The organism is Sphingobium sp. FG125, from assembly GCF_057809795.1.
Window position 1 is genome coordinate 38,278 of the sequence record NZ_JBMDKQ010000021.1, and the last position, 11,365, is coordinate 49,642.

Annotated in this window: 13 protein-coding genes; 5 read left to right on the top strand and 8 right to left on the bottom strand. The window is 64.1% G+C overall.

The window, feature by feature from the left end; all coding sequences use genetic code 11:
* Window positions 1–98 precede the first annotated feature (98 nt).
* Both ACODSR_RS17295 and ACODSR_RS17300 read left to right on the top strand, forming a co-directional pair.
* Window positions 99–542, top strand: a complete 444-nt coding sequence (locus ACODSR_RS17295) for a MarR family winged helix-turn-helix transcriptional regulator (RefSeq protein WP_489077870.1) — start codon at window positions 99–101, stop codon at window positions 540–542.
* A gap of 125 nt (window positions 543–667) precedes the next feature.
* Window positions 668–2,797 carry an acetate--CoA ligase family protein gene (locus ACODSR_RS17300; protein WP_489077907.1) on the top strand — a complete coding sequence of 710 codons (2,130 nt, stop codon included), beginning with the start codon at window positions 668–670 and terminating at the stop codon, window positions 2,795–2,797.
* 41 nt (window positions 2,798–2,838) lie between these two features.
* Here ACODSR_RS17300 and ACODSR_RS17305 read toward each other — a convergent pair whose 3' ends face one another.
* The 3 genes from ACODSR_RS17305 to ACODSR_RS17315 are packed head-to-tail and all read right to left on the bottom strand — an operon-like array spanning window position 2,839 to window position 4,509.
* The gene (locus tag ACODSR_RS17305) at window positions 2,839–3,342 is read right to left on the bottom strand and encodes a DUF3237 domain-containing protein (RefSeq protein ID WP_489077871.1); all 504 of its coding nucleotides are present in this window, start codon (window positions 3,340–3,342) and stop codon (window positions 2,839–2,841) included.
* Between the two features lie 16 nt (window positions 3,343–3,358).
* Entirely contained in the window at window positions 3,359–4,108 is a 750-nt protein-coding gene (locus ACODSR_RS17310; RefSeq protein ID WP_489077872.1) for an SDR family oxidoreductase, read from the bottom strand.
* 11 nt (window positions 4,109–4,119) lie between these two features.
* Window positions 4,120–4,509 (bottom strand): nuclear transport factor 2 family protein, encoded by a 390-nt coding sequence (locus tag ACODSR_RS17315; protein WP_489077873.1) that lies wholly within the window; start codon window positions 4,507–4,509, stop codon window positions 4,120–4,122.
* A 122-nt stretch (window positions 4,510–4,631) separates the two neighbouring features.
* Between ACODSR_RS17315 and ACODSR_RS17320 the strand changes: the two genes are divergently transcribed.
* Both ACODSR_RS17320 and ACODSR_RS17325 read left to right on the top strand, forming a co-directional pair.
* A complete protein-coding gene (locus tag ACODSR_RS17320) occupies window positions 4,632–5,033 on the top strand; it encodes a nuclear transport factor 2 family protein (protein ID WP_489077874.1) in 402 nt (133 codons plus the stop codon).
* A 42-nt stretch (window positions 5,034–5,075) separates the two neighbouring features.
* The gene (locus ACODSR_RS17325) at window positions 5,076–5,645 is read left to right on the top strand and encodes a MarR family winged helix-turn-helix transcriptional regulator (RefSeq protein WP_489077875.1); all 570 of its coding nucleotides are present in this window, start codon (window positions 5,076–5,078) and stop codon (window positions 5,643–5,645) included.
* A gap of 17 nt (window positions 5,646–5,662) precedes the next feature.
* On the opposite strand, the gene ACODSR_RS17330 is transcribed toward ACODSR_RS17325, so the two are convergent.
* Window positions 5,663–6,889: a multidrug effflux MFS transporter gene (locus ACODSR_RS17330; RefSeq protein ID WP_489077876.1), complete on the bottom strand. Its 1,227-nt coding sequence runs from the start codon at window positions 6,887–6,889 to the stop codon at window positions 5,663–5,665.
* Window positions 6,890–7,030: 141 nt separating this feature from the next.
* Between ACODSR_RS17330 and ACODSR_RS17335 the strand changes: the two genes are divergently transcribed.
* The gene (locus tag ACODSR_RS17335) at window positions 7,031–8,350 is read left to right on the top strand and encodes an MFS transporter (protein ID WP_489077877.1); all 1,320 of its coding nucleotides are present in this window, start codon (window positions 7,031–7,033) and stop codon (window positions 8,348–8,350) included.
* Here the strand turns inward: ACODSR_RS17335 and ACODSR_RS17340 are convergent.
* Genes ACODSR_RS17340 through ACODSR_RS17355 form a run of 4 tightly spaced genes read right to left on the bottom strand, consistent with a single transcriptional unit; the run spans window position 8,347 to window position 11,315 of the window.
* A complete protein-coding gene (locus ACODSR_RS17340; protein WP_294134076.1) occupies window positions 8,347–8,703 on the bottom strand; it encodes a dihydroneopterin aldolase in 357 nt (118 codons plus the stop codon). The genes ACODSR_RS17335 and ACODSR_RS17340 overlap by 4 nt on opposite strands.
* The gene (gene folD / locus ACODSR_RS17345) at window positions 8,696–9,559 is read right to left on the bottom strand and encodes a bifunctional methylenetetrahydrofolate dehydrogenase/methenyltetrahydrofolate cyclohydrolase FolD (protein WP_489077878.1); all 864 of its coding nucleotides are present in this window, start codon (window positions 9,557–9,559) and stop codon (window positions 8,696–8,698) included. Before folD ends, ACODSR_RS17340 begins: the two co-directional genes overlap by 8 nt.
* Before the next feature lie 2 nt (window positions 9,560–9,561).
* Window positions 9,562–10,416 (bottom strand): formyltetrahydrofolate deformylase, encoded by an 855-nt coding sequence (gene purU, locus ACODSR_RS17350; protein ID WP_294134071.1) that lies wholly within the window; start codon window positions 10,414–10,416, stop codon window positions 9,562–9,564.
* Window positions 10,417–10,445: 29 nt separating this feature from the next.
* Window positions 10,446–11,315 (bottom strand): methylenetetrahydrofolate reductase, encoded by an 870-nt coding sequence (locus ACODSR_RS17355; protein ID WP_489077879.1) that lies wholly within the window; start codon window positions 11,313–11,315, stop codon window positions 10,446–10,448.
* Window positions 11,316–11,365 lie beyond the last annotated feature (50 nt).

An 11,365-nucleotide genomic window follows, 5' to 3' on the forward strand; every position in this document is an offset into this window, starting at 1 on the left:
GATTCGGAACGGCTTTGGCTATCGCTTTGTGCGATGCTAGCCTGTAGCATGTATTTGTGCGCCTGTGATACAATTTTGGCAAGAGGATAAAGGCAGCGATGAAACAGGGGGCGGATCTTCGTGGGCTGGTAGGCTACCAAGTCCAGCGTGCGCATCTGGTGATCGACACGGATGCGCGCGCGGCAATGGCAGAGCACGATCTGTCCCCGGCCAAGCTGACCGCGCTCATCCTGATCCGCGACAATCCGGGCTGCGACCAGACCGCCCTGGGTCGGGCGCTCAGCATCAACCGGTCCAGCGCGATGAAGCTGGTCAACATATTGGCAGAGCGCGGCCTGGTCGAGCGGCGGCCTGGTCGCGACTTGCGCACCAACGCGCTGTGGCTGACGCCCGGTGGAGAGGCGCAGGTGCCGGTCATGGTGGATGCGCTGCGGAAGTCTGATGCTTGTATGACGGCACGGCTGAGCGCAGAGGAAGTCCGCACGCTCAATGCTCTGCTGCGTAAACTTGGCCCGGCGACGCGCGCCGCCAGCACCGACTAAAGGACAGGCAGGCGCAAAATCGGTTGCGTAAATTGTATCACAGGCGCACAATATGGGCATGAAAGAGCGGCTGATTCGACCCGCTCCCATGACCTGAATTCTGGGGAGAGATACGCTTGACCGACATGATCGACCTCGACCGGCCCGCATCGCCAACGGCCGCGCCGTCGCTCGACCGGTTGCTGCGGCCCCGCTCGGTTGCGATCGTCGGCGCGTCCGACAAGCCGGGCGCGCTGGGCGCATCGGTACTGGCCAACCTGGTGCGGCAGGGCTTTGCCGGGGCCATCCATCTGGTCAATCCCAAGCGTTCCGAGATTGGCGGTCGCCCCTGCGTCGCCTCGGTCGATGACCTGCCCGAAGGCGTCGATGTCGCTGTCCTTGCCATCCCGCGTGCAGGCGTGCTGGATACGATGCGCGGCCTTGCCCGTCGCCATGTCGGCGCGGCGGTGATTTTCTCCGCGGGCTTTGCCGAGGACGGGCCGCAGGGGCTGGCCGACCAGCAGGAAATCGCCCGCATCGCCCGTGACGCCGGGATGGTGGTCGAAGGGCCAAATTGCCTGGGCCTTGTCAATTTCCGCGACAATGTCTCGCTGACCTTCATCGAAATGCCGGAGGCAAAGGCGCAGGGCGACCGCCGGGTCGGCATCGTCTCGCAATCGGGCGCGATGGCCGCGGTGCTGGCGACGACGATGATTCATCGCGACGTGCCATTGAGCTGCTACATCTCCACCGGCAATGAAGCCGCCAGCGGGATCGAGGATTATCTGACCCATCTGGTCGATGAACCTGAAACCATGGTCATCGCCATGATCGCCGAACATATACGCGACCCCGCCCGCTTCCTCGCCGCCGCCCGCGCCGCCCGCGCGGCGGGCAAGCAGGTCGTACTGCTCCATCCCGGCCGCAGCGCGGCGGGCGCGGCCAGCGCCGCCACCCACACCGGTGCGATGGCGGGCGATCATGCCGTCATGGCCGTCCATGTCGAACGGGCCGGCGTGATCCTGGTCGACTCGCTCGAAGAATTGGGCGACGTCGCCGAAATGCTGACCCGCAATGCCGCGATCGGCGGGGGTGGCACTGGCGTCATCGCCGAATCCGGCGCGTTCAAGGCGATGATGCTCGACCTGTCCGAAGCGGTCGCGCTCGACCTGCCGACCCTGACCGACGCCGACAGCCCGGCCCTGCGCGCGGCGCTCCCCGATTTCGTCCCCGTCACCAACCCGCTCGACGTCACCGCGCAGGGGCTGGTTGATCCCGGTCTCTACGGTCGCACCCTGGCCGCGCTGGTCGATGATCCGCGCATCGCCACTATCCTGCTGACCTTGATCCAGACCGACACCGGCACCTCCCACATCAAATTTGCCGCCGTGCTGGATGCGCTTGCCAGCCTGCGCCCCGACAAGCCGATCATCGTTGGCGGCGTGGACGAAGGCGGCGCGGTGTTCGCCGACGACCTTGCCGCCCTGCGTCAGGCAGGCGTCACCTATCTGCCTACCGCCGAACGTGCCGTTCGCGCGCTCGCCCGGATCAGCGCCGCTGCCGCGCGTGACTTTGCCACAGCCCCACTTGATGCCGCCCCGGTCGCCGATCTGGCGCAGGTCGGCCACTCCATCCCCGAATATCGGTCGAAGGCGATTATGGCCGCCCACGGCATCGCCTTCCCCCGCTTCGCCATGGCGCAGAGCGTGGACGAGGCGATCGCCGCCGCCGATACGCTCGGCTATCCCGTCGTTCTCAAGGCCCAATCGCCCGACCTGCCGCACAAAAGCGACGCGGGCGGTGTCATCATCAACCTCAAAAATAGCGATGAACTGGCCGAGGGCTGGCACCGCCTCGCCGCCAATATCGCCGCCTCCCGCCCCGGCCTGGTGCTGGATGGGGTGCTGGTCGAGGGGATGGCTGACAAGGGTGTCGAACTCATTGTCGGTGCGCGCAACGATCCGCATTGGGGCGCGACCATCCTGGTCGGCTTTGGCGGCGTTGCGGCGGAATTGCTGCACGACGTTTGTCTGCTCCCCGCCGACCTGCCGCGCGACGCCATCATCGCGCGCATCCGCTCCTTGCGGATGGCCCCGCTACTCGACGGCTTCCGTGGCGCGCCGGTCATGGACATCGGCGCAGTGGCCGATGTCGTCCAGCGCCTCGGCCGCATGGTCGCCGCCACCCCCGACATCCGCGAGGTCGATCTCAACCCGGTGATCGTCTATCCCGAAGGGAAAGGTGCGCTGGCGCTGGACGCGCTGATCTCGCTCTGAATGACAGCGTGCTCCCGCCTGCGCGAGAGCACGCCGCCCATTTACGTCAGCGCATAATAGCGCAGCACATTGCCGTCCGCTCGCCGCTCGCCCACGCCGATGAACACATGCTTGGTCAGCCAGTCATGCTTGCCGACGGGACATTCAAAGGTCGGATTGCCGCGCAGATAATAATCCTGCTGCTCCACCGGCTGTCCCTCGCCAAAGGCCCAATCGCGCAACTTCGCCATCGTGTCGGGCTTGCGCCCCCACAGGAAGCCGCGATTGTTGAGCAGGATCAGCGTGCCATCCTCCTCCTCCAGCATATAGCGCGCGTCGAATACGGCGACATCGTCGGGCCGGAAATAGGCATAGTCGCCGCCTGATCCCGGCACCGCCTTGCCCCTGATCCGTGGTCCCTCGAACGTGCCGCCATCGACATAGACCGCACTGCGATTGCCCCCCATCGGCGTATTCACGATGGTCTGCACCCGCGGAAATTGCAGCCGCACCTCCATCGCAAATTCCAGCCGCGGATTATCCAGCGTCGAAAACAGATTGTCCATTATCCAAGCTCCCCAATCATCCCAATTCCAGTGTTCCACCGTCGACAAACAGATTTGCCGCCGTGATAAAACTCGCCTCGTCCGATGCCAGGAACAGCACCGCGCGCGCCACTTCTTCTGCCCGTCCCATGCGCTTCATCGGCACAGCCTCGATCATGACCTCGCGCATCGCCGCGACATCCGCATCGCTCATCCCCGGATTGCGATGCAGTAGCGGGGTCTCAATCGGGCCGGGGCTGACCAGGTTGACGCGGATATCCTCGCCCACCAACTCGCCAGCAATGACCTTCATCGCCGCATATAGCCCGCCCTTGGCCGCCGCATAGGCTGTGTTGCCCGGCACGAAGGCATGGCCGCCGATCGATCCCGTCGCGACGATCGACCCGCCCCGGCGCATCAGCTTCAACGCCTTCTGGATCGTAAACACACATCCACGCAGATTGACGCCATGAACATGGTCCCAGTCTGCGGGCGTCAGGTCGCGGAGCGGCGCAAAGCCGCCGACGCCCGCATTGACGAACAAGGTGTCGATCCGCCCGTCCTGCGCCGCCATGTCGGCCATGACCGCGTCCATCGCGTCCAGATCGGCAATATCCGCGCGATAGCCTTTCGCGCCGGGGATGGACGCCACTGCCGTGTCAATCGTCGCCTGATCCCGCCCGGTCAGCCGCACGATCGCGCCTTCGGCGGCAAAGGCCTGCGCACTGGCAAGGCCAATCCCGCTATTGCCACCGACGACCAGAACGACCTTGTCGCTGAACCGCATGTCTCTCTCCGTCAAAAGGGGGAATTGGGATTGGGGCTGTCGGTCGGCACATCCTGCACCACGTCCCAATGTTCGGCGATCAGGCCGTTTTCGACGCGGAAAATGTCGATCACGGCAAAGCCCGGATCGTCGGGCCGCCGCCGGACATGATAATGGACGATTACATGATCCCCGTCGGCAAAGCAGCGCTTGATGTCATGCACGGCGTCGGGGGTCTGCCCACGCACCTGCCGTAAAAACGCCTTGAGCGGCTCGGTCCCGGTATCCACCCACTGATTATGCTGGATATAATCGGGGGCCAGATAACGGTCCACCGCGTTCGCATCCATGGGCTTTAGCACATGGTCGAACATCGCCAAGACCAGTTTGAGATTATGCTCTTCCTGCTCGGTGCGGGCCATATCATCCTCTTCCATCTTTTCCGCTGGCGTTTGATCGCCCTTTGACCTTACGATAACGATCGTTATTAATAAGGCAAGCTGGCAGGGGGAAAATTGCCGCCCGCACAGCAGGAGAGGCCAATATGAACCGCACTGATTATGCGCGTTACGCGCACGCCTTCAACAATCGCGATTATGACACGGTGTTCGATTTCTATGCACCGGGCGCAACCATCCAATTCTTCGGCGTCGATCTTGGCACGCGCGAGGCGTTCAAGCGCTTCTACGGCTTTCTCCACGCCCATGTCATCGAAACCCTGACGATCGAGCGCTTCGCCGCCAGCGACGAGTTGGTCGCGCTCGAAGGCATCATCCGGGTCGAGGCAACCCGCGACCTCACCGCGCAAGCCCTGCGCGAACAGGGGCTGGATCAATTCACCCCGATCAAAAAAGGCGAAGTGCAGGAGATGCGCCAATATATCCATTATCACGTCGCGAACGGCCGCTTCACCAGCGTTGGCTGCGTGATCATTCCCCTCGCCTGAACCTGTATTCCCCCACGCCCGGCTTGACTTGAGGCTAGGCAAATGTCCTATCGGAAAGCCATGTCGAACAGTATTGCGCCCAAAAGCCCGACCGCGCCACGCAAGTCGCCCCGGTCCCGTGCTGACGAAGTCAGCCAGTCCGATACGCTGCACCGCATATTGCGGCTGGCCAATAAATTGATGGCGCCCTTCTCCACCTATCTGGAGCATCGCTACAAGATCAGCCTCAACGAATTTCGCCTGCTGATGCTGATCGGCCGCTTCCCCAATTCCGCCAGTCACGAACTGGCGGAAATGACGGGCGTGAACCCGATGAGCGTCTCGCGCGCCGTTGCCGCGCTGCAAAAACATGGCCGCATCACGGTAGAGCGTGACGCCAGCAATAAACGGCGCAAAACGCTCGTGCTGACCGAGGAAGGCCGGCGCCTCTATCTGTTGATGCGCCCCCAGACGGACAAGGTCGCCGACTATCTGGTGTCCGGGCTGGAAGCCGCGCAGGTCGATACGCTCAACCATTTCCTCGACACGCTGGTCGACACGCTCGAAGCCAAGGACGAGGCAGGCAATAGCCGCTTCCTCGAATCCACCCGCCCCGACGACGCGGACGCCTAATCATTGTGGAGTAATGGCTAATCAGGGCGAGCAGTGCTTCCAGTTCGCGCCCCGATCGCCATGCCCGTCACCCACATGATGACGAACGCCCCCCCCAACACGCCGACCAGCGGTAGCACCGTGAAGGACGGCAACAGCGACACAACCCCGCTCGCCACCGCCGTGATCGCCAGTTGCAGCGTACCCAGCAATCCCGCCGCCGCGCCCGCCCCGCCCGCCGCCGCATCCAGCGCCGAAATCGCCGCCGGGGTCAGGATCAGGCCTGCAATCGCGAACAACAGCATCGAATAAAGCTGGAACAGCAGCAACGGCATAGCCTGCCGCGCCGCTACCAGCGCAATCACCGCTGTCGCGGCAATCGCAACGCTCGCGACGCTCAGCACCAGCCGCCGCGCGCCCAGCCGCTGCATCAGGCCCGGCGCAAATTGGGTCGCGATGATGGACGTCACGGCGTTCAGCGCCAGCAACAGACTATATTCATGCGCGCTCAGGGCAAAGCCGATGCTGAACACAAAGGGGGCGGCGGTCACGAAGGCAAAGGGGATGGTCGTCGCCAATCCCGCCACCAGTGTCCAGCCGACAAAGGCCGGGGTCGCCAGCAGGTGCCCGTAGGATATCAGCATCGACTGACGCACCACCCGCCGCTCCGGCGGCAGCGATTCTGGCAGGAACAGCAGCACCGCCACGATCGCCACCAGACCGCCGCCAGCCAGCAACCCGAACAGCCCGCGCCAGCTTGTCAGCTGCAATAAGTAGCTCCCTGCCAGCGGGGCCAGCACCGGCGAAATGCCGATCACCAGAAAGGTGAACGCCATCAACTGCGCTGCGCGATGCCCGCTATGCCGGTCGCGGATCATGGCCCGCACGCTCGACGTCCCCGCGCACGCGCCCATCCCCTGGAGGAAGCGAAACGCGATCAACTGCTCCAGACTGGTCGCCAGCGCGCAGGCAGTAGATGCGACGATGAACAGCATCAGCCCGCCAATGAGCGGCCAGCGTCGCCCAAACCGGTCGCCCAGCGTGCCGAGCGGAATCTGCGCCAGTGCCAGCCCCAGGAAAAAGGCAGACAAGGTCCGCTGCACTGCGCCGCTATCGGCTGCCAGCTCGCGCGCCATACCCGGCATGGCGGGCAGATAGAGGTCGATCGCCAGGGGACCAAGCGATGACAGAAAGCCAAAGCCGATCCCCAGCAGCAGGCTGGGCTGCGTGCTTTCCCTGGCCGTTATCCGGCTCGCATCGGTCATAAATATCCGCACCCTCTACCCATTTAATAACGATCGTTACATTTATCATGGGGCTGGCGCAAGCGGGCAGGATCGCCTAATTGTGTCATCAGCATACAATATCGCCATAGCGACTGCACGGCGTGACAGGAGAGGATGAATATGGCCATCGCCACCCTGCCAGCGGATGACCCGCGCAGCATCATGGCCAACAGTCCGATGCGCCTGCCGCAGATTGTCGCGATCGCTGTCTGCTTTCTCTTAAACGCGCTCGATGGCTTCGACGTGCTGGCTGTCACCTTTGCTGCGCCCGGCATTGCGAAGGACTGGGCGATCGGACCCGGCGCGATCGGTATCATTGTCTCGACAGGCCTTGTTGGCATGGTCGTCGGATCGCTAACCTTGGGCCAACTGGCCGACCGTATCGGCCGTCGCCGCCAGATTTTGCTTTGTCTTGCCATCATGACGGTCGGCATGTTCGCGTCGGCCTTTGCCACTGGCGTGGTGTCGCTCGGCCTGCTCCGAGCGCTCACCGGACTGGGGCTAGGGGCGATGCTGGCGGCGATCAACGCCATGTCGGCGGAATTTGCCAACCGCCGCCGCCGCGACCTGGCGGTCAGCATCATGGCGGCTGGCTATCCGGTCGGCGGCATCATCGGCGGCTGGGGCGCGGCGCAATTATTGCGGACGCAGGGGTGGGAGGCGATATTCCTGTTCGGCGGCGTGGCCACGCTGGTCATGGTGCCGCTGGTGCTGGCCTGCCTGCCCGAATCGATCGGCTGGCTGGCGACGCGCGGCGGGCCGGACGCACTCGCGCGGATCAACGCGATATTGCGACGGCTTGGCCAGCCGCAGGCGGCGCAACTGGTGGCGCTCAACGAACCCAAAGCATCAATGCGGTCACTGTTTGCCGACCGCTACCGCGTCACCACCATTGCGCTGATCGTCATGTACGGCCTGCACATGATGACCTTCTATTATGCGCTTGGCTGGGCACCCTCGCTGGTCGTGGCGCTGGGGTTCGATCCGTCGCGGGCTACGATCGTGTCCGTATTCATGAATTCGGGCGGCGCGATCGGCGGGCTGATGCTCGGCCTGCTGTCGCCCCGCCTCGGCCTGCGCCCACTCGTCATCTTCGGCCTCGCCGGTGCCGCAGTGGCAGTCGCCGCCTTCGGTGCCGTCCCGCCCGAACTGGTCCTGCTTCAGGGCGCGGCATTCATCCTGGGCTTCCTGTCCAACGGCTCGGTGGTCGGCCTCTACGCGCTGATCGCTAACGTTTATCCCACCACCCTGCGCGCGACGGGTACTGGCGCTGTCATCGGCTTCGGCCGCTTCGGCGCGGCCTTCGGGCCCTTCGCGGCGGGTCAACTGTTGGCCGCCGGGGCCGGGCGAGGCACCACATCGCTGTTGCTGGCGCTGGGCTCAGCTATCGCCGCGCTGGTCCTGCTGGCCTCGCGCATCCGCCCCTCGGACGAAAATTAGTCCCGCCGCACCGTCACCTCGACCCCCGCCAGCCCGCGGGTTAGCGCGAACGGCTTGTCCACGCTGATCCGCGCCTCGACCACGCAGGCAAAGTCCAGGCACCGTTCGCCCAATTTCTGTGCAAATGTCTCGATCAGCGGGATATGGACCAAAGCCAGATCTTCGGCTGCCTGCGCGACCTTGCGATAATCGACCGTGTCGCCAATCCCGTCCACCCGGTCGGCGGACAGGAGCAGATCGACCGAGATCACCAGAGGCTGGCGACGACCGATCTCGTCGGGGTTGATGCCGATGTCGGCCAACAAGGGCAGGTCGCGCACCTTCACGCGGGTGGTGCAGATTGTCTCAGGCATTTTGGCTCCTTTCGGCCGCCAACACGGTATTGCTGAGCAGGCAGGCGATGGTCATCGGCCCAACCCCGCCCGGCACCGGCGTCACCGCCTTGGCATGGTCGAGTTCGTGGGTAGCGCAATCGCCGATGATGCGCGTGCTATTGTCGGCCTCTGTAATGCGATTGATGCCGACGTCGATCACAATCGCGCCCGGCCGGACCCAATAGCCTCGCACCAGATGCGGCGCCCCTGCGGCCGCGACGATGATGTCGGCCTTGCGCGCAATATCGGGCAGGTGCAGCGTTTCGATGTGGGTGACGGTCACCGTCGCCTCCCGCTCCAGCAACAGCATTGCGACGGGCTTGCCCACGATATTGGACTTGCCGATCACTACCGCGTTCAAGCCTCGATAATCGTCGATCACGCTGTCGAGCAGTTTCATGATCCCCAGCGGGGTACAGGGCACCAGCCCGCCAGTCCCGGTGGACAATCGCCCGACATTGACCGGATGGAATCCGTCCACATCTTTGGCCGGGTCGATCCGGTCCAGCACCAGCGCCGCGTCGATCCCTGCAGGCAGCGGCAGCTGGATCAATATGCCATGCACCGCCGCATCCGCGTTCAGCGCGTCGATCAGCGCCAGCAACTCTGCCTGCGGGCAATCGACCGGCAGCCGATGCTCGATCGAGGTAATCCCAACGCGCCGACATTCGCTGATCTTGCGCCGCACATAAACATGGCTCGCCGGATCGTCGCCGACCAGCACCACCGCCAGCGCGGGCGGCTGGCCGGTCCGTTCGACCAGCGTCGCCACCCGCGCGGCGGTCTCGTCCGACAGGGCGCGCGCCATCGCGCGTCCGTCAATGATCTGCGCCATGGTCAGGCCTTGAAGACGACGGTGCGCGCGCCGTTCAGGAACACCCGGCCCTGCAAATGATGCTGGACTGCTGTCGCCAGCACCCGTCGTTCAATGTCGCGGCCCTTGCGTACCAGATCGTCGGGCGTGTCGGCATGGCCGATCGCCTCGACATCCTGGTGGATGATCGGCCCTTCATCCAGGTCCGCGGTCACATAATGCGCCGTCGCACCGATCATCTTCACCCCGCGCTCATGCGCCTGATGATAGGGCTTGGCGCCCTTGAAGCCGGGCAGGAAGCTGTGATGGATATTGATGCACCGGCCGGACACGAACCCGGCCAGATCGTCGCTCAAAATCTGCATGTAGCGCGCCAGCACAATGAGGTCCGCGCCCGTCTCGTCAACGATTGCCTTGATCCGCGCCTCCTGCTCGGCCTTTGTGTCCTTCGTCACTGGCAGATGGTGGAAGGGGACATTGCCGATCAGAGATATGGTCAGCGCCTCGCGCGGATGGTTGCAGATGATGCCCACCACATCCATGTCCAGCTCACCGATCCGCCAGCGATACAGCAGGTCGCCCAGGCAATGGTCGAACTTGCTGACCAGCAGCAGCACCTTCTGCCTTTCGCTGCGGCGACGCAGGCTCCATTCCATGCCACGCTTCTGCGCCACATTGGTAAAGGCCGCGCGCAGCCCGTCGACGCTGTCGTCCGCCGCCTCAAACTCCACCCGCATGAAGAAACGGTCGGTCAGCTTGTCGTTAAACTGCTGGGCGTCGGTAATATTGCCGCCCTGCTGCGCCAGAAAGCCGGCGACATCGGCCACCAGGCCGGGCCGGTCGTCGCATTGCAGGGTCAGGGTGCAAATCTCGGTCACATCGCTTCTCCGCTCAAGTCGCGCCGCCTTTAGCGGCTTGTTGTATAATCGTTGATCCATTCGACCGTGCGGGCGAGGCCGCCAAATGGATAGAAATGCAGTCGCACCTTGCCATGCTGGCTTCCCAGCCCTTTGCCAAGAGCGTCGACCAGCTTGTCGGGACCGGCGGTGCCGATCAGCTTGGTGATCGAAATGCCATATTTGGTCAGCACCGACGCCGAAGCGCCCACGCCACAGCGTGCGGCAAAGCGCATCAGCGTCTTGATCCCGGCAGGGCCGGGAATGCCGATCCGAACCGGCGCATGGATGCCGCGTTCGCGCAATTCTGCCAGCCAGGACAGCACCGGCGCTGCGTCGAAACTGAACTGGGTGACGATCAGCGGGGCCATGCCGCGCGCTTCAATCTCCGCGCATTTGGCGATCAGCACATCAAAACACTGGTCCGGGGTCATATTGGGATGGCCTTCGGGATGCCCTCCGACGCCAATTGCCTTGATCCCCGCCCGCTCGAACGCCCCGGTGCGAATCAGCGACATGCTGTCTGTATAGGGACCGGCGGCTTCGGGCGGATCGCCCGCAATGATGAAGCAGCGGGTAACGCCCGCTTCGCGCACCACGGCGGCCAAATAGGTCTCGAAATCATCGCCCGACTCCAGGCGGCGGGCGGAAAAATGCGGCATCGGTTCAAAACCCAGCGCCCGCACCGTCCGCGCCGCCTCGATCCGCGCCTCCAGCGATTCGCCCGGCAGGAAGGTGACGGCGACCGGGGTTTCAGGGGCCATGGCGGGCGCGGCCTCGCGCAGGGCGTCAATGTCTTTCGCCGTGATTTCCAGCGAATAGCCATCGGTCATGCCCTTTGGCGGCAAATCCCAGTTCGGATGGATCGACGGCAGGCTCATGTCTCTCTCCCGGTAGCGTTCGATCAGGGGCGGCGCGCTGGATGAATGCG